Source organism: Ruegeria sp. BHSC037 (assembly GCF_059613045.1).
This window is the reverse complement of sequence record NZ_JBXWRT010000005.1, coordinates 66,359-82,746: the sequence shown is the minus strand read 5'-3', so window position 1 is coordinate 82,746 and position 16,388 is coordinate 66,359. Positions and strand designations below refer to the sequence as shown.

Below are 16,388 nucleotides of genomic sequence, written 5' to 3'. Positions count from 1 at the left end.
AAAGCGCAGCGCAAGTGACGGTTTGATGACAGCTCGTACTCTCGCAGTGCCGCAAACCGACAGGACGCCCCCGGCATGACCCCGGCCTGTGCCGCAACGGACCCTTGCCCGATCTGATCAGCCCAGGCCTTCGCCCCCCGCGTCATCAGCGGCACGCGCAACATGATCGCGGGCAACGGACATGGATTTGAGGATGGCGTGGACCGGATCCCCCGGTCGCAAACCAAGATCGGCTGCCGCGCGGCGTGTGATCCGAGCGAGGATCTCGTGTTCACCGACCGCAACATGGACCAGCACGCCCGGTCCTGCTCCGGGTACGATCCGTGTCACTGTTCCGCCAAGGATGTTCTGCGCCGACAGCCCCAGAGGCCGGGCGCGCGACAGGATCACGTCATGCGCCATGATCCGCACCCGGACACCGGTGCCGGGCGCCCCGTCGATCCTGGGCAAGAACAGCGGACCGGTCGCGGCGTCAAGTCGGGTCAGACCGTCGTCGAGATGCTCGGCCACCATCGCGGGCAGCATGACAGCCGCTTCGCGGATTCCCATGGCCCGCAGCGCGTCGGCGTCGGCCATCACTTCGGCCGTGGTGCCGTCGCGCACGACCCGGCCGCGGTCGATCACCAACATCCGATCCGCAAGCAACTGCGCCTCGTTCACGTCATGGGTCACCAGAACCACCGGCATTTCCAGATCGGACCGCAAAGCGATGATCTCGCCGTACAGCCGCTCACGCGTGGCACGATCCACGGCCGAGAACGGCTCGTCCAGAAGCAGCACGTCGGGGCGCCGCGCCAAGGCCCGAGCCAGCGCCACGCGCTGCTTCTGCCCGCCCGACAGGTCCGCCGGCCGGCGATGGCCGAGCCCATCCAGATGGACGCGCTGCAACAGGTGTTCGGCCTCGCGCACCCGCGCACGGCGGGGCAGATCCCCCAGGGACGTGGCCACGTTCTGCGCCGCCGTCAAATGCGGAAACAGCGCATAGTCTTGAAACACAAAGCCCACGCGGCGGCGGTGCGTCGGCAAGCAGACCCCCGCCTCGGTATCGAGCCATGTGATCCCGGCGGCCTCGACCCGCGCCGCTTCGGGCCGCCAGAACCCAGCGATGGTCCGCAAGGTCGTGGTCTTGCCCGATCCCGAGGGTCCGACCAGCGCAAGCAACTCTCCAGGTCCGACGGCAAAGGTCAGATCAAGCGGAATTGGCGCCTTGGCCCGGAGCGTAACTCTGAGCGTCATCAGTCGAGCTTTCGCCCCATGCGGGCCGACAGGGCGAAGGTGACGGCGATGGTGAACAGCGAAAAGGCGACCAAAGCCGAAGACATCGTCGCCGCCGACTGCATGTCGAAGGCCTGTACGCGGTCATAGATCGCGATGGCGATGGTCTTGGTCTCGCCGGGGATCGAGCCCCCCACCATAAGGACGATGCCGAATTCACCCAGCGTATGCGCGAAGGTCAGCACCATGGCCGTCATTACCCCCGGCCATGCCAGGGGAAGTTCTATGCGCAGCAAAGCGCTCAGGGGGCGCAACCCGCTGGCCGCCGCCGCTTCGCGCAGGGACGTCGGGATCGCCTCGAAGGCGCGCTGCGCCGGTTGGATGGAAAATGGCAGGTTGAAGATGACCGAGGCCACGACCAATCCCTCGAAGCTGAAGACCAATTGGTGGCCGAACAGCCCCTGCCAGGCCGCACCGATCGGAGAGTTCCGCCCGAGCGTGACCAGAAGGTAGAAGCCGAACACGGTCGGCGGCAGGACCAGCGGCAGCATCACAAGCCCCTCGACCACACCCTTTCCCCGGAACTTACGGGTCGCCAGAAACCGCCCGAACAGGATCGATACCGGTAGAAGCAAGGCCACCGTCCACGCAGCCAGCGAAAGCGAAAGCCAGAGCGCCTGCCAATCCATGCGTCTAACCCGGCACGGTAAAGCCGTGGCGCGCCAAGATTTCAAGCGCAACAGGCATTTTCATGTAGCGATAGAACGCCTCTGCCACGGGCCCCGCATTCCGCACCAAGGCCATGCGCTGCATCAGCGGCTGGTGCCAATCGGCGGGAATGAGCGCAAATTCCCCCAGCGGCTGGAGCTGTGGCGACTGGGCCAGGGACCAAGCGATGATGCCTCCATCGGCGCTGCCCGACAGCGCGAACTGCGCGGCCTGGCTGACATTTTCACCCAACACCAGCGACGGTTCGATTGCCGTCCAGATGCCCACATGCTGCAGGACCTCCATCGCCCGCATGCCATAGGGCGCGTGCTGGGGATTGGCGATTGCAAAGCGCGACACCTGCCCGGCGCCAAGCGCGCGGTGCAGGTCTTCCAGCGTCCCGTCGGCTGCCAGCGCCGACCCTTGGTTCGGAACTGCGATGGCCACGCGCCCCTGGGCGTAGAGAGCGCCCTCGTCCCGCAAGAACCCGTCGCGGGCCAGATCGAGAACAAAGCTTTCATCGGCCGCCATGAACATTTCAAAAGGCGCGCCTTCGCGGATCTGCCGCGCGAAATTGCCGGTGGACCCGAACGCAAGCCGCAGTTCGTGGCCGGTTTTCATGGCGAAAGCGGCGGCGATATCCTGAACCGCAAAGCGCAGATCCGATGCCGCGGCAATAATGGGCGGTTCCTGCGCCCGTGCCGCTGCGGGTTGCGCAATGGCGGCAATTCCGCAGGCGAGAGTCGCTGCCCCGAACATGCGGCGGGTGAGGTTCATATCTGCGCTCCGGGTGAATGTGCCACCATTTTTCCTTGGCAAAATATCCACGCTCGCTCCCAAAGGGTCAATTGCTATTTCTTGCCGCAGACCATCCGGCTCTGTGGCAAGGACCTCTGCGACGAGTCCCTCCAGAAAACCAAAAAAGAGTACGCCGACACAGGCAACTGGCGCTGCAATAGACGGCCTTTGGATTGGGTCCGGCCGTCTCAGCCGCACGAACGACATATTTCATCATCCTTGACCGCCAGTCGATCAACGGCGATGCCCGCTTTGCCTCCTGTCGGCTCGCCACGTTGCTCAGCTTGCAAGCGTTCGAAACCGGTGCCGAAATTTTGGCGGGGCTGACTTTCAGTCCATCGAAAATCCCTGTGAAAATAGCACCGCTCCAAATTGCGCGGGTTTCGTTTCATCAGTGGTCAAGGATGACTCAGGGTCCAAAACCGGATGCCAGAACCGAGATTGCGGTTCGCAAAAAATCGCGCGAGCATTTTGACAAAACCAAGACTCCAGCACTGCCTGTGGCTGCATAAGCTTACGCAAGGAATATTCGGCTGGACAGCACGGAAGTTTTCTTGACGCTACACAGATCAGCCTCAGCCGAACTCCGCGGCCATGGCCGCCTCCAGCGCGTCGCGGATGAGAGGGTTGGGGAAGCGGCGACGCAGAGTCACAGCAAAGAAAGTCTCCGACAGCCCGTCGAGCTTGGCAAGCTCGACCAGCCGGCCTGACGCAAGCTCGTCCTGTACAACGATGGGTGGGATTACAGCGAGCCCCGCACCCGAGCGCGCCAGAAGCCGCAGCATGGCCATGTCATCGGCTTCGGCGACGATGCGGGGCAGGATTGAGAACCCGTCGAACATAGCGTCGATGGCCGCCCGCAGCGCGCTTCCGGAGGCAGGCAGGATCAGTGGCCGGCTTTCCAGCAAGTCGTGCAGCGGCTGCCCAGCAAGATCGGGCGGACCGATCAGACTGACTGGTTGCTCGGCAATGCTGTGGATCAAGTGACGGCTAGCTGCGTCTTGCGCGGGGGGGTGGTTGGTAAGCACCACGTCAAGCGTTAGTGCCTCTAGACCGGCGATGAGCTGAGACTGCGGACCGGAGCGCAGAATAACTTCGACATCTTCTTGCACAAGAAAGGGCGCGATGAAACCAATCTGAAAGTTGCGCGACAGCGTGGACAATGCGCCGACGCGCAGAACTCTCCGACCGGCGTGGCGGTCGCGCAGAGTGGCCACGAGATCGTCTGCGGTCCGGAAGATCGACTCGGCATGGTCGAGCGCAATCCGTCCTGCCTCGGTCAGCACCAGCCCGCGTCCGCGGCGCTCGAACAACTGATGGCCAAGCGTGCTTTCGAGCGTCTTGATCTGTGTCGACATCGCCGACTGCGACAGGTTCAGCCGCTGCGCCGCGCCGGTGAGCGTACCTTCGCGCGCGACTGCACGGAACAGGTGAAGATGGTGAAGGTTGAGCTTGGCCATTGTTCCATCAGATCGAACGTTTGCACTAAAATTATGTAATTTTCTGGATGACGCCAAGAGTTTATGTCCGCTCCACAGTTCCTTGAACGTGGAGATTGACAATGGATGCCCTTCTTGCCTTCCCGGGCCAATTCGCGCCTCTGGTTTTGCTGATCGGCGCTGCCACAATGATGATCACACCGGGCCGTCGTCCGCCCCGTGCGCGCTGGCTGCCAGAAAGCGCAAGCCTTGTCGCGCTAGTGCTGGCCCTTTCCGGGGCCGCCATGCTCGCGACAGGTTCCGCGCCAAAGACCGGCGTCAGCGGATTCGGGCAGCTGCTCATGCTCGACGTGATCGGCGCGACAATGTCGCTGCTTGTTGCCTTTATCGGCTGGATCGTGACACGCTATTCAAAGCGCTACATGGACGGCGAAGCGCAGGAGGGGCGGTTTCACGCATTGATGCTGACCACGCTGGCCATTGTTCTGGCGTTGGTCCAAGCCGGCCATATTGCCGTTTTGGTCGCAGCTTTTCTGGCAACCGGGATAGTGTTGCGTCAACTCTTGCTTTTCTATTCGGATCGGCCGGCGGCGCGGAGAGCGGCAACGAAGTTCTCCCTGGTCTGGCACGCCGGCGATATAGCGCTGGTGCTTGCAGCAGGTCTGCTTTGGGTGTCTTTCGGCACCGCCGATCTGACCGCACTGCGCGAGTCTGTGCAAGCGCAAGGCCTGGGCGCTGCGGGACAGGCAGCCGTGGCACTCATTGTGCTGGCAGCGCTCTTGAAGACGGCAGCCTTCCCCGTGCACGGCTGGCTGACTGAGGTGATGGAGGCGCCTACCCCGGTTTCGGCGCTACTGCATGCAGGGATCATCAATGCAGGCGGAGTCCTGCTGATCCGGCTCGCAGAGCTGGTGCAGGCCAGCCCTGCGGCGATGGCGGTTCTGGTCCTGATGGGCGGGCTCACTGCTCTCTTTGGGGCGGTGGTGATGCTGACACAAAGCGCGGTCAAGACGGCACTGGCCTGGTCGACGGTCGGGCAGATGGGCTTCATGCTGATGCAATGCGGGCTGGGCTTGTGGCCGATTGCGCTCCTGCACATCGTCGCCCATGGGCTCTACAAGAGCCATGCCTTCCTGACTGCCGGTATGGCCGTGGCCGAGGTCAACGCCGCGCGCCGTCCGGGGCCTGTGGCGGTGCCGGGATGGGGGGCAGTGTTTCGGGCCTTTGCCCTGGCGCTGGCACTTTATGCGGCTATGGCGGGGGCTTTCATGGCCATCGCCGGGCCGAAGTCACCGCAGGCGTTGGCGCTGGGCGCGATTCTTGTCTTCGGCGTCGCCTACCTCGTGGCGCAGGGGCTGGCCGATGCCGCGCCGCGGGCGCTGACGCGCCGCACCGCACGCGCCGCGCTCGCCGCCACGGTGGCCTATTTTGCCTTCCAACTCGGCGCGCAAGCGCTCTGGGGCGCTCATCTGCCCGAACCGCCCGTTCCGGGCCCGCTGGAATGGGCGCTGATCGTGCTCGCGGTTACGTCCTTTGGGTTGGTGGCGCTTGCTCAGGCTCTGTTTCCGCTCTGGGCGAACCACCCAGCCGCTGCAGGGCTGCGCGTGCATGTCACCAACGGCCTGTACCTAAATGCGCTCATTGACCAGGCGATCGGCGGCTTCCGCACTGTGAAGTCCAAATAAACGCGAAATAAGGATCTTACGAAATGTTCATGCAAGAAATCGACATAGCGCCAGCCCGGCTGTCGGCGATCCTGAAGGCCGCCGAGGCCGCCGTGCGGGCGATCCCGCCCGCCTTCCCGCTTGATGCCACGGTGGCAGTCAACCCCTTTCTTGGACAGGCGGGAGAAAACATGACCGTAGCGGCGGCACGTCTTGCGCGCGTATCCGGTGCGGCGCTCTTCCGTCCGCGCACTGAGCTTGCAGCCGAGGTTGCAGCAGGGCGTATCACCGATGACGATCTCGCAGCGGGGCTGATTGCCTGCACCTCACCGCTTAAACCGGCCAACTTGGCGCTTCTAAAGGCCAAGATGCATGCGCCGACACCAGCGCCCCGCGCTCTGCCAACCGTTGCCGATCTTGCTGCCGAGTTGAGCGGGACCGACTGGCCCGCCGTGATCGAACGCTGCGTCGGCCTCTGGGCGGCCGGTCACTTCGACCGGGGGCAAGCGTTTTGGTTACCTGCGACGGATGCCCCCGCCTGGGCCGCCTGGAGGGCCTGGGCCGCGCGCGACCTGACCCCCGAGATCGCCGGACTCCATGGCTTCTGCGCGCATGTCGCAGCCGTCCCAGACACCCCGGAGCGAGCGATCGCCAGAGCGGCCGAGTCGCTGGGCATCGAGGCAGACGCGGCCGAAACGGCCTTTCACCGGCTGCTTTTGGATCTCGGTGGCTGGGAGCAGCACGCTCGCTGGTTGCTGTGGAAGGCCGAGCAAGAGAGAGGGACCGACCGCACCCTTCCGGCGCTGCTAGCGATCCGTCTGACCTGGGAGGAGGCTCTTTTTGCGCAGTACCCCGAACTCGCGCCCCGCTGGGCCGAGGTGGTTCGGGCGCATGCCGAACCCGTCGCGCCAACCCCGGATCTCGTGATTGACGCAATCCTTCAGGATGCCGCCGAACGTGCCCTCCAGCGGCGCCTCGACGAGCGGCTCGATGGGCCCGCCGCCCTGCCCTCGGCACGCTCGACGCTGCAGGCGGCCTTTTGCATCGACGTGCGCTCCGAGCCGTTTCGCCGCGCTCTCGAGGCGCAGGCACCGGGGATCGAGACCCTTGGTTTCGCTGGTTTCTTCGGCCTGCCGGTCGCGCATTCTCCACATGGCTCCGATGCGGTCGAGGCGCATCTGCCAGTGCTGCTGACGCCCGCCCTGCGCAGCTCGAGCCAGCAGCCCGGGACCGCCGAGAAGGCGACACGCATTGACGCGCGGGCAGTGCGCGCCTGGGGGCGTTTCCGGCAGGCGGCAGTCTCGTCTTTTGCCTTTGTGGAGGCGGCGGGGCTCGTCTATGGCTGCAAGCTTCTGGCCGGCACATTCGGCAAGGCCGCCGCAGCAGCGACGCCAGAACCCGCCCCTCGCCTTGCAGATACGCTCTCGCCTGAACGCCGGGCGGAAATCGTGGCCGACGTGCTCAAGGCAATGGGCCTTCGTGAAGGATTCGCACGGCTGATGTTACTCGTCGGCCATGGCGCACAGGCCACCAACAACCCCCACGAAAGCGCCTATCACTGCGGCGCCTGCGGAGGTCACACAGGTGCGGTTTCGGCGCGGCTTCTGGCCGCACTACTGAACGATCCAGAAACCCGTGCGCATCTTCCGGGGCTCGGGATCGCGCTGCCCGAGGACACGCACTTCGTGGCCGCGCTGCACGACACCACAACCGAGGAAGTGAGTTTGTTCGATGCCGAAGCCCCCGCCACGCATGCGCCGGAGCTTGCACAGACCCGCGCGTGGCTTGCAGCGGCGAGTAATCAGGCGCGGATGGAGCGCGCTCTCAAGCTTCCCGGCGCAACGCCCCAAACCGTGGCGACGCGGGCGCGCGACTGGTCCGAAATCCGCCCCGAATGGGGGCTTGCGGGCTGTTCCGTGTTTATCGCCGCCCCGCGCGCGGCGACCGCTGGCAAGGATCTCGGCGGGCGTGCCTTTCTGCACAGTTACGACTGGAAGGCGGACGAGGGCTTTGCCACGCTCGAGTTGATCCTGACCGCACCTGTCGTGGTGGCAAGCTGGATCTCCCTGCAATACTACGGCTCAAGCCTCGCACCCGAAGTCTTCGGGGCCGGCAACAAACTCATCCACAATGTCGCAGGCGGCATCGGCGTGGTCGAGGGAAACGGCGGGCGGCTGCGGGCAGGACTGCCCTGGCAGGCAGTGCATGACGGCATGCGTCAGATGCATGAGCCGCAGCGCCTGACCGTGCTCATCGAGGCCCCGCGCGAAGCGATCTCGGACATCCTCGCCCGCCACAGCGAGGTTGCGGCGCTGTTCAACAACGGCTGGCTCCACCTGCTGCAACTCGAATCTGGACGCGTCGCCGCTCGCTATCGGCCAGGTGGAGAATGGCGGACACAAACCGTTCCAAGGCAGGTAGCTTGAGCGTTAAAGACGCATCGCCTTCGGTATCATGCATGGCAAAGAGGCGGTGTTCGCACTGCCTCGGCACAAGGTCTCCGCCTCTTGCGCGCCATCGGCCGGGCATGGCGCTAGCGGAAGATTCTGGAGGCCGGCTAGGTCGCCACACTCACGGATCTCGCCGCCGACGAGGGCCTGTCCGACCGCTACTTCGGCCACCTCAAACGCCTCGCCTGGCTTGCGCCCGAAGTGATCGGGCGCCTCGTCGTCCACCGCGAGCCCTGCACGATCACGATCGGCGGCTACACCGGCAGGCTTTCCGGTAAACCCGGCGCGATTGATACGCCACATGCTTACCCCCAGTCAAAATCATAACTCTACGAAAAACTCTGAAGAAGGAATGAAACTTCAAAGATCGCACCAGCAAAGCAGTCAGAGTAATGGGGAAAACAGCCGCGAAATTGGAGCGCCAACGCGAACTCTCCAAGGTTGCTCCATCAGTGTCTTTGTGAGTTCAAACGACCGCGTAAAGTCAGCTTCGAGCATCGCGTGCAACTGGGAAGCAGCGCGAGTGTCGAAAAGCATTGCCATGGCCTCGAAGTTCAAACGGAATGAGCGGTTGTCCATGTTCGTTGTGCCCACTGCCGCCACAGCATCATCGACCAGGACGACTTTCTGATGCATGAAGCCCGCATCGTATCGAAAGACCTTGACCCCCGCGTCGCGAATTTCGTCGAAATACGCAAAGGCTGCAAGCCAGGGCACTTTGTGGTCGACGACTTCGGGAACGAGTATCCGAACATCAACGCCACGCAGCGCGGCGAATTTCAAGGCCGCGATCACGTCGGTGTCCGGCACGAAATAGGGCGAGGCAATCCAGATGCGGTCTTTGGCCATGGAAATGCAGGCAAAGAAAAACAACGCCCCGGTTTCCATCTCGTCCGCCGGGCCGGTCGCCATCAGCATCGCGGCCATGTCATCCCCGGCCAGGGGGGCATCCCAGAGCAGATCGTCAAGCAGCACCTCTTCGGTGGCCCAGTGCCAGTCCTCGGCAAAGATCAGCTGCAGCTGTGACACAATCGGCCCTTGCAGCCGGGCATGGGTGTCGCGCCAGTCGCCAAATTTCGGGTCCAGTCCTTTGTACTCGTCGCCGAAATTCAGCCCGCCGGTAAAGCCGGTCTTACCATCCACGATGATTGTCTTGCGGTGGTTGCGGAAGTTGAGGTGAAAGCGCGTCCGGGGCCCGGGCATTTTTTTGGGGTCGACGAATTCTACGCCGCCCGCACGTAATCGATCGAAGTAGGTTGCGGGCAGCGCAATCGAGCCGACCGCATCGACGAGGAACCTAACGCTAACGCCCCGGCCTGCCGCCGCGATCATTCGCTCGGCCAATGCGCGCCCCACACCGTCGTCCTTGACGATATAGGATTGCACCAGCACATAATTCTCGGCCTCATCGATGGCATTGAAGATGTCTGCGAATGTTTCCTCGCCATCGACAAGCAGCCGCATGGAATTGCCGCGCACTGCCGGAAACCCGGAAATCGCCTCCAGCGGCCGGGGCGACACCGGCAGCGGTGCCACGGGCCTATACGTTTCAGCATGGACGCGCAGGCCTTCCATCACGCGTTCGCTGCCCTTGCGCGAAAGTATGAATCCCCGGTATTTGTGATGGCCCAAGAATAGGTAGAGTGGCACGCCCAGGTAAGGCGCGGCGATCAGCAGGATGGCCCAGCCCACCGCCCCTTGCGGCGTGCGTGCGGTTTGAACGGCGCGCCAAGCGAAGAAGATGGCAATCCCCTCGAGGACAACCAGAAAGGCCAGGATAAACTCAGTCATTGAGGTCCTCCTTGTCCGGGCCGGGCGTCTGATGAGGCGCCGGGGAATCCGTTTTTATCGTTTGGGTCGGATGGGCCAGTTGGGTTCCCACTTCTGCGACCAGAGACAGGATTTTCAGGCTGAGGTTTTCGCTGACGCGTAGAAAGTCTGAATAAGTCGGCGATCGGCTACGCCCGTAGAACAAAATATCTATCGAATGGTCGCTCAGCCCCGTGACGCGCACGTAGCACGGGGCGTCATCCGAGGTATCAAAATCGCCGCTTTCGTGCATGTAGCGCTGCAGCCCGTCGCGAACGGCGATCACCTGACTTTCGCTGGCAGAGAGCACCAAGCCGAAGGTCATCATGATCCGACGATGCTTCATCCGGGAATAATTCAGCACAACGCTGTTGGCCAGTTCCGCGTTTGGAACGAAGCGTGGGATCTGGTCAAATCCAACAACCAGAGTCGAGCGCAGGTCCACCCGCTCCACAACACCGGCGACCAAACCCTCAACATCAATCGTATCTCCGGACACGAAGCGCTCTTCGCTGCTGTTGGTCATGCCGGCAAGCAAGTTTCTTACTAGGTCTTGTGAGGCGATTGCCAGCCCCGCGCCAAGCACGCCGACACCCGTCAGCGCACCAGAAATGTCGATCTCCCAGACCTCGAGCAATGCAGCTAAACCAAAAAGAACAACTGAGAACTGTGTCACTCTAACAGTCCAGTCCTGTTCGAGACGGATAGACTTCGCGTGTTCTTCACTGCTCAACATGGAAACGAATACGGCTGCCAATCGATACCAGCCAGAAAACACCGCAATGATGCATATCGATGTCAACACTCGACGCAAAAATCGGGAGAGTAGTTCCGGAGGCTGGATAATCTCTAGAACTATAAACATAGCAAAGGTGACGAGAAGCACTTGAACGGCTTCACGCAGCTTGCCGCGTATTTCCTCTGATATTGCGCTTTCGAGGCGCCGCATGAGAAAACTCAGAAGCTGCAGCACACAATTTGCCAATGGCTTTCTAAAAACGTACACCAAAACAACGAAAGCCAGTAAACTGATCGCAAGAACTGGATCGATGCTCTCAACCCAAATGGATATGTTTTCTGCTGTTCTCTCTATGCTTGATTTCCCAAAAGTGTTGTCCAGATGAGTGGTCACAGCAAAAGACTTCCCATAAATTACACTCGCCAAGCAGCCTGATTTCATGATCCTTGGCTGATCACTGTCCAAAAAACTACAAGTTCTAAGCCTATTTTGCGCGCCCTGTTTTTGGGGCAAGTGTTACGCTCGCAGTATCGATAATCGGCGCCAAAAAGTGCAGAGCAGCTGGTAGATTGAAGGCAGGAGCATGCGCTAGCTTTTGTCCTTTTTTGAGCTCTCCGTGGTGTTCCGGATCACTGCGCTGACCACGCTGCTTGCAACTTTGGGGGCTATGGAACCCAACGGGTCATTCGCCATTTTCTTGACGGCTTCCGCCGTGGCCTTGGCTTCTTCGGAAAAGGCTCGGATCTCGGCCTCGATGTCTTCAAGGGCCATGTCCCGCACCTCTGCAACCGGTGCTGTTTCCTGTTCCGCGCTGGACTTACCTGCAATCGAAATCAAGATCGCGGCGACGATCAAATTCGCCAGCGACACAACCAAAGCCGCAATTGGCGCCGAAACACTTTGCGAAAGCGCCAAGTATGCCGACGCGTTCAACATGATCAAACCGACTGCCGCAGCGATACCCGCCGCTGCCATCAGACCGGTTTGTCGCCGCAATACGGCCAAGTGCCGCTGAGCGATCAGTCGCTCGGAACGAAGGACGATAGAAACGTTTCTGGAGATGCGGTTCATGACAAGTTCCCTACTTTGAGCGACCGATCAAATATCCCAGAGCGAATACCCCCAATGTAAGAAGCAGGGGATGTTTGCTCGGCAATTCTTCGATTTGTGCCAAAAGCTCAGAAAGCTCGCTGTCCCACCCCCCCGGCTCCCGCTTTTCATCGATGTTGTCGGGCACTTTCTGCGTTTGCGCTGATGAACCGCCATTTTCCTTGAGCTTCTCGCGAAGAACAGCCAGTTCAGCTTCGAGCTCAGCTTTTGTCGCCATGGGGCGATCTCCCATTTGGTTGCGTTGTCCGAGGTCGAGGCACGTGAAACCGGACACTTTACAAGGCAGAGACACTTCTGCTCATTCAGCGCAGGACGTTTCCATCGCCACTCTTGCCGGGAACCATGCCCACGGCCCCTTTCGCTGCGCGCGGTCGGGGCAGCTCGGACCTAAGACTTCTTGAACTTGTCGTAGGCCGCCTTCATCTGCAGGCCAATCGCCCGCGCCGCCTCGCCCACTTCCTCGGCGCTTTTTTCGAACTCGTCGCGTGTCAGGAACTTGTCCCACTGAGCGGTCAACTCTTTCCATTCGTCCTCGGCTTCCTTCGTCGCCAGGTGCAGTTGGAGCCGCAGCTCGTCTCGACGCCGCTGCAGGTCCTCCATTAGATCCTTGATTTCCATACCCATTCCTCCTGTGTCATCACATGCTGATAGCGTAGTGCCGTCTTGAAAATACATCAAACCTTTACTTTTGGCGATCTGCGAACCTCGCTGCGCCATGATCGCCGTGCCACGCACGAGCAGAAGATTTTTGCGTATGGAGCAACCAGCCGAATGCAGCTAGGATCTTTTGCCAGAGGCCATTTGCTTCACGAGGAAAAGGCCAGACTCACGCTGACGAGTTACGCTGAGGTCAGCCCGCGCTCGCGATCCAAGGATAGGACCACGCAACATGGACCAAAACACGCCTACCCGACCAGCTGCGACCTTGGCGTTTTGGGCTTACTCTTCAATTGTTGTGGGAACTACCGTTACAGGGCTTTTTGTTCTTAAAGAGCTACTGATACCTCTGGCCATTTCTGGCCTGCTATTCGTACTCATTGTATCTGTCATTGATCGTATCGCAGCAATTCGGATCGGTGGCCGTTCGGTTCCGATTTGGCTGTCATATGTTTTGGGCTTCTTTCTTATCGTGGCCGGTATCCTCGCTATCTTGAGTGTACTGTCGGCTCAGGCAAAGGAAGTGGCAGCCGCGGTCCCACGATATCAAGACCGGTTCGCCGGAATCCTTGCGAATATCGTCGAGATCATTGGGGACGATAATGCAAACGCGGTTGTCAACGTCATCCAGGACTTGGATGCCTCGGGGTTTGCAGTGGAAACGGTCAGCTCGGCCAAGACGTTCTTGTCCGGCGCTTTCTTGGTTCTCCTGTACTTGCCGTTCATGTTGATTGAACGCCGCCCAATGCGGGAAAAGCTGGCAATCTCTGCCAATGATCCAGAGCTGGGTGCGGAAATAGGCAGGACCGTCATTCACATCTCAGAGTCCCTGCAACGGTATGTGGGCATCAAAACATTTGTGAGCGCTCTAACCGGGCTTTTGTGCTATGCGATCATGAAATCCGTCGGCCTGGACTTTGCCGAAACGTGGGGCGTCCTGACGTTCGCCCTGAACTTCATTCCGTCCATTGGTTCGGTGCTGGCCGTCATTTTCCCGGCGGTTGTCGCGCTGGTCCAGTTCGATGGCTATTCCGCATTACTGATCATCGTTCTGGGCTGCGGAGCAGTCCAATTCGTCATCGGCAACATTTTGGAGCCTGCTCTTACCGGGAAATCTCTCAACTTATCCCCGATGATGGTCATTGTCGCCTTGACGACATGGACGACGATCTGGGGTTTGCCTGGCGCTTTTCTCAGCGTTCCCATTACGGTTTGCGTAATGATAATTTTTGCCCATGTTCCCGGCCTGAGATGGGCGGCGATCTTGATGTCTGGCGACGGAAGGCTCTCGACACCTGATCAGGAGACAGCGTCCGTTAGGCCCACAATCGAAGATGCTGAGAATAGCTCACAGACGGATCTGGAGATCGAGGCCAATCGGCTTAGGGAAGAGTATGAAAAGAACCGTGCCAAGTGAGCCGGAGAGCGCCAGTCAGTCTCGAAGGTCTGCTTGCGTCCAACCCCACGCTGTCTTTCGACACAAAGAAAGATGAACCGGGACTATTCTGAGCTGCGACAGGGGCTTTGTGCCGCGCCACCGCATCTTTCCCTGCGGTCGTTTCGGGCTTACTGTCTTTAACATTTCGCAAGTGACGCGAAAACAGAAGGTGCCGTCCCCTCCCAACGATGAAACGCCTCTGAAAAACTCTGCCTATGTTCAAACCCCAATAGGTCACTCGTCTCGTTGATCGATCGTCCGGCAGCAAGTTCTATCCGTGCTTTTTGGTGCACAGCAGTATTTCTAAGATCGCTGAATGTCGTTCCCCTATTTTTTAGGCGCAACTGAAGGGTGCGCGCGTTGGTGTCGAGCAGATAGGCTGCCTCGGACAGTCGAAGCGGGCGAAAGCGCGTGTTCAAAGCCGCGGCGTTCATCTTGTTGAGCAGCAGGGCTAAGTCCGCGTCGTTTTCAAGTTGATCCAATTCTTCAACGATCAAGGGCAGGAAAGCGTTTAGTTCCGGGTTCGAGAATTTCAGGGGGCTTTTCAGCAGATGTTCATCGAACTCCAAAGCATATTCCGAAGCAGATACGAACCGCTGTACTTTTGGAAACACGCCCAGATGTGCGCACGAAGCACCCGGGAAAAAAATTTTCAGATCAGCGTTCGAGGTTCTATCCGATAGACAAACCAGATAGCAAAGCAATGAAATCAAATACTTGGAGCTCTCGTCAAAGCCATCGGCAACAAGCGGCGCAGTAGACACCGATACTCGACACCGGTTTCGTTGCAAGCGAATGTTTATTTTCCCTGCGCTGACAAGGCCGTCCATTAGCCGCTGTGCTGTTTTCAACGCTGTCCATAAAGTGTCGGAGTGGATGCAGGCCTTTCCGAATAAGCCTAGTGTTCCCAAATCTGGTGCCATTCCGGCCCGTAAGAGCAGATTTCCATCCTCGTCATCGGAACCGACACGCGCCATGACGTGCAGATAGTCGAAATAAGGCAACCGGGCTTCGGCAAACCATTGACCAACACTGTCTCTCAGGTCCCGCCTGATCCGCGCCGCCTTAGAGGGATGCGTCTTTGAAAAGAGCTCAAGGGGCGCGCGCACGAGCGCCAACCGGACCTTAGGAGATTCCTCTACCTCCGAGAGCTTAGCATTCGATTTTTGCGCGTTCGCCGACATGTCTCAAGCCCTTGTGATCTAATCTGTTCTACAGAATCACCGCATGCAGAAAAGCAGATAGCGTGAGTTCGAGTTTAGAGTGCGGCAACGCGGTATCAAAGCGTTTCGCCTTGTTTCCGGCGCTTGGCCTAATGGACGTTGCCTGTTGGGGCTGGAATGCGGAGGCTCGATCGGGCTCTGCATGAACACCTTCAAGTGATCCGGGAAGGATTGGCCAGATGACCCTTGGGAAAGCTTCCCAAAAGATGCTTCGACGGATTTCTTACAGGGCCTGTGCAGTGTCGCCGGGGCAGGCAGCAGGCATAACCGGAGCGGCGTCTGCGAACGTTCCGATCAAAGCGTTCATATTGTTCGCTTCGATTTGTTTGTCCCTGACAGCGGGTGTCGCCCTGGCGTCGCCGGACAGCGAAAACCAAGCCGCTGCCCAAGCCAACAATCCCCTGGCGGACATCCGTGCGCTCAACCTCCAAAACTACTATGTTGGCGCGTTCAATGGCGATCCGAACGGCTCAGGAAACCAATTCGTTCTGCGTTATGCGCAGCCTTTGCGGATCGGAGCTTCGAACTGGCTAATACGAGCCTCGCTTCCGATGAACTCTCTACCCGTCGGTCCGGGTTTCTCAACCGTCTCCGGCATCGGCGATCTGGATATTTTTGCTGCCTATCAGTTCGACACCGGAAACCCTGCAACCAGTTTTGCCATCGGGCCTCAGATCGTGGCGCCTACAGGAAAGAACGGTCTTGGGGCGGACCAGTGGCAATTGGGTCTTGCCAACGTTTACTTCAACGCGATTTCACCATTGGTTCAGTACGGTTACCTGCTGACCTACCGCGGAGGCGTCGGTGATACGAATGGCAAACCCCGTGCCAGCGTGGCCGCTTTCCAACCCTTTGTTTTTTATCAGCTGGGCAAAGGTTGGTATTCAGGTGGCGCCCCGATTTGGAGCTACAATTTCGAGAACGACAACTATGCAGTCCCGCTTGGGCTGAGGCTGGGTAAAGTGACCCGGCAAGACAAGACTATCTTCAACGTTTTTGTCGAACCCCAGTACTCCGTTGCCAGGCGCGGGGCCGGCGTGCCGGAATGGCAGATCTACCTGGCTTTGAACATGCAGTTTCTCAAATAGCCGGGTTTCCCCGTTTCCATCCACATATGAACCGAAAAGAGGAGCAATTT

At 60.0% G+C, this 16,388-nt stretch carries 16 protein-coding genes; 4 read left to right on the top strand and 12 right to left on the bottom strand.

The features are described from left to right. Nucleotides 1-117 precede the first annotated feature (117 nt). The 5 genes from modC to AC2FMN_RS06415 all read right to left on the bottom strand — a co-directional run bounded on the left by modC (nucleotide 118) and on the right by AC2FMN_RS06415 (nucleotide 4,181). Entirely contained in the window at nucleotides 118-1,236 is a 1,119-nt protein-coding gene (modC, locus tag AC2FMN_RS06435) for a molybdenum ABC transporter ATP-binding protein (protein WP_496687025.1), read from the bottom strand. After that, nucleotides 1,236-1,904 carry a molybdate ABC transporter permease subunit gene (gene modB / locus AC2FMN_RS06430; protein WP_496687024.1) on the bottom strand — a complete coding sequence of 223 codons (669 nt, stop codon included), beginning with the start codon at nucleotides 1,902-1,904 and terminating at the stop codon, nucleotides 1,236-1,238. Before modB ends, modC begins: the two co-directional genes overlap by 1 nt. Nucleotides 1,905-1,908: 4 nt before the next feature. Further along, nucleotides 1,909-2,928 (bottom strand): molybdate ABC transporter substrate-binding protein, encoded by a 1,020-nt coding sequence (gene modA, locus AC2FMN_RS06425; protein ID WP_496687023.1) that lies wholly within the window; start codon nucleotides 2,926-2,928, stop codon nucleotides 1,909-1,911. Further along, complete coding sequence (locus tag AC2FMN_RS06420; RefSeq protein WP_496687022.1) at nucleotides 2,910-3,113, bottom strand: hypothetical protein; 204 nt, start codon at nucleotides 3,111-3,113, stop codon at nucleotides 2,910-2,912. Before AC2FMN_RS06420 ends, modA begins: the two co-directional genes overlap by 19 nt. Before the next feature lie 183 nt (nucleotides 3,114-3,296). Then, on the bottom strand, nucleotides 3,297-4,181 hold the full coding sequence (locus tag AC2FMN_RS06415; RefSeq protein ID WP_496687021.1) for a LysR family transcriptional regulator: 885 nt from the start codon (nucleotides 4,179-4,181) through the stop codon (nucleotides 3,297-3,299). A 101-nt stretch (nucleotides 4,182-4,282) separates the two neighbouring features. Between AC2FMN_RS06415 and AC2FMN_RS06410 the strand changes: the two genes are divergently transcribed. Beyond that, nucleotides 4,283-5,845 carry a proton-conducting transporter transmembrane domain-containing protein gene (locus tag AC2FMN_RS06410; protein ID WP_496687020.1) on the top strand — a complete coding sequence of 521 codons (1,563 nt, stop codon included), beginning with the start codon at nucleotides 4,283-4,285 and terminating at the stop codon, nucleotides 5,843-5,845. 29 nt (nucleotides 5,846-5,874) lie between these two features. Next, a complete protein-coding gene (locus tag AC2FMN_RS06405; RefSeq protein WP_496687019.1) occupies nucleotides 5,875-8,250 on the top strand; it encodes a YbcC family protein in 2,376 nt (791 codons plus the stop codon). 3 nt (nucleotides 8,251-8,253) lie between these two features. On the opposite strand, the gene AC2FMN_RS06400 is transcribed toward AC2FMN_RS06405, so the two are convergent. From AC2FMN_RS06400 to AC2FMN_RS06375, 6 genes are all read right to left on the bottom strand, one after another. Then, on the bottom strand, nucleotides 8,254-8,577 hold the full coding sequence (locus AC2FMN_RS06400) for a hypothetical protein (RefSeq protein WP_496687018.1): 324 nt from the start codon (nucleotides 8,575-8,577) through the stop codon (nucleotides 8,254-8,256). Nucleotides 8,578-8,658: 81 nt separating this feature from the next. Next, entirely contained in the window at nucleotides 8,659-10,065 is a 1,407-nt protein-coding gene (gene cls / locus AC2FMN_RS06395) for a cardiolipin synthase (protein ID WP_496687017.1), read from the bottom strand. Further along, nucleotides 10,058-11,263, bottom strand: coding sequence for a mechanosensitive ion channel family protein (locus tag AC2FMN_RS06390; protein ID WP_496687016.1), 1,206 nt, complete (start codon nucleotides 11,261-11,263; stop codon nucleotides 10,058-10,060). The genes cls and AC2FMN_RS06390 overlap by 8 nt, the downstream gene beginning before the upstream one ends. Nucleotides 11,264-11,410: 147 nt before the next feature. Continuing rightward, the gene (locus AC2FMN_RS06385) at nucleotides 11,411-11,893 is read right to left on the bottom strand and encodes a hypothetical protein (protein ID WP_496682466.1); all 483 of its coding nucleotides are present in this window, start codon (nucleotides 11,891-11,893) and stop codon (nucleotides 11,411-11,413) included. A gap of 10 nt (nucleotides 11,894-11,903) precedes the next feature. Further along, nucleotides 11,904-12,149, bottom strand: a complete 246-nt coding sequence (locus AC2FMN_RS06380; RefSeq protein WP_496687015.1) for a hypothetical protein — start codon at nucleotides 12,147-12,149, stop codon at nucleotides 11,904-11,906. 170 nt (nucleotides 12,150-12,319) lie between these two features. Further along, entirely contained in the window at nucleotides 12,320-12,550 is a 231-nt protein-coding gene (locus tag AC2FMN_RS06375; RefSeq protein ID WP_496682463.1) for a hypothetical protein, read from the bottom strand. 271 nt (nucleotides 12,551-12,821) lie between these two features. On the opposite strand from AC2FMN_RS06375, the gene AC2FMN_RS06370 reads away from it, so the two are divergent. Further along, nucleotides 12,822-14,006 (top strand): AI-2E family transporter, encoded by a 1,185-nt coding sequence (locus AC2FMN_RS06370; RefSeq protein WP_496687014.1) that lies wholly within the window; start codon nucleotides 12,822-12,824, stop codon nucleotides 14,004-14,006. 158 nt (nucleotides 14,007-14,164) lie between these two features. Here the strand turns inward: AC2FMN_RS06370 and AC2FMN_RS06365 are convergent, their stop codons facing one another. Further along, nucleotides 14,165-15,211, bottom strand: coding sequence for an AraC family transcriptional regulator (locus AC2FMN_RS06365; protein WP_496687013.1), 1,047 nt, complete (start codon nucleotides 15,209-15,211; stop codon nucleotides 14,165-14,167). Between the two features lie 218 nt (nucleotides 15,212-15,429). Here AC2FMN_RS06365 and AC2FMN_RS06360 point away from each other — a divergent pair, with 218 nt between their 5' ends. Then, nucleotides 15,430-16,338 (top strand): hypothetical protein, encoded by a 909-nt coding sequence (locus AC2FMN_RS06360; protein WP_496687012.1) that lies wholly within the window; start codon nucleotides 15,430-15,432, stop codon nucleotides 16,336-16,338. The last annotated feature ends 50 nt before the right edge of the window (nucleotides 16,339-16,388 follow it).

Coding starts and splice junctions, on each gene's coding strand:
- AC2FMN_RS06405 (WP_496687019.1), top strand. CDS start 5,875: ATGCAAGAAATCGACATAGCGCCAGCCCGGCTGTCGGCGATCCTGAAG.
- AC2FMN_RS06365 (WP_496687013.1), bottom strand. CDS start 15,211: ATGTCGGCGAACGCGCAAAAATCGAATGCTAAGCTCTCGGAGGTAGAG.
- AC2FMN_RS06360 (WP_496687012.1), top strand. CDS start 15,430: ATGACCCTTGGGAAAGCTTCCCAAAAGATGCTTCGACGGATTTCTTAC.
- modA (WP_496687023.1), bottom strand. CDS start 2,928: ATGTCGTTCGTGCGGCTGAGACGGCCGGACCCAATCCAAAGGCCGTCT.
- cls (WP_496687017.1), bottom strand. CDS start 10,065: ATGACTGAGTTTATCCTGGCCTTTCTGGTTGTCCTCGAGGGGATTGCC.
- modC (WP_496687025.1), bottom strand. CDS start 1,236: ATGACGCTCAGAGTTACGCTCCGGGCCAAGGCGCCAATTCCGCTTGAT.
- AC2FMN_RS06410 (WP_496687020.1), top strand. CDS start 4,283: ATGGATGCCCTTCTTGCCTTCCCGGGCCAATTCGCGCCTCTGGTTTTG.
- modB (WP_496687024.1), bottom strand. CDS start 1,904: ATGGATTGGCAGGCGCTCTGGCTTTCGCTTTCGCTGGCTGCGTGGACG.
- AC2FMN_RS06415 (WP_496687021.1), bottom strand. CDS start 4,181: ATGGCCAAGCTCAACCTTCACCATCTTCACCTGTTCCGTGCAGTCGCG.
- AC2FMN_RS06375 (WP_496682463.1), bottom strand. CDS start 12,550: ATGGAAATCAAGGATCTAATGGAGGACCTGCAGCGGCGTCGAGACGAG.
- AC2FMN_RS06400 (WP_496687018.1), bottom strand. CDS start 8,577: ATGTGGCGTATCAATCGCGCCGGGTTTACCGGAAAGCCTGCCGGTGTA.
- AC2FMN_RS06420 (WP_496687022.1), bottom strand. CDS start 3,113: ATGAAACGAAACCCGCGCAATTTGGAGCGGTGCTATTTTCACAGGGAT.
- AC2FMN_RS06380 (WP_496687015.1), bottom strand. CDS start 12,149: ATGGCGACAAAAGCTGAGCTCGAAGCTGAACTGGCTGTTCTTCGCGAG.
- AC2FMN_RS06390 (WP_496687016.1), bottom strand. CDS start 11,263: ATGAAATCAGGCTGCTTGGCGAGTGTAATTTATGGGAAGTCTTTTGCT.
- AC2FMN_RS06370 (WP_496687014.1), top strand. CDS start 12,822: ATGGACCAAAACACGCCTACCCGACCAGCTGCGACCTTGGCGTTTTGG.
- AC2FMN_RS06385 (WP_496682466.1), bottom strand. CDS start 11,893: ATGAACCGCATCTCCAGAAACGTTTCTATCGTCCTTCGTTCCGAGCGA.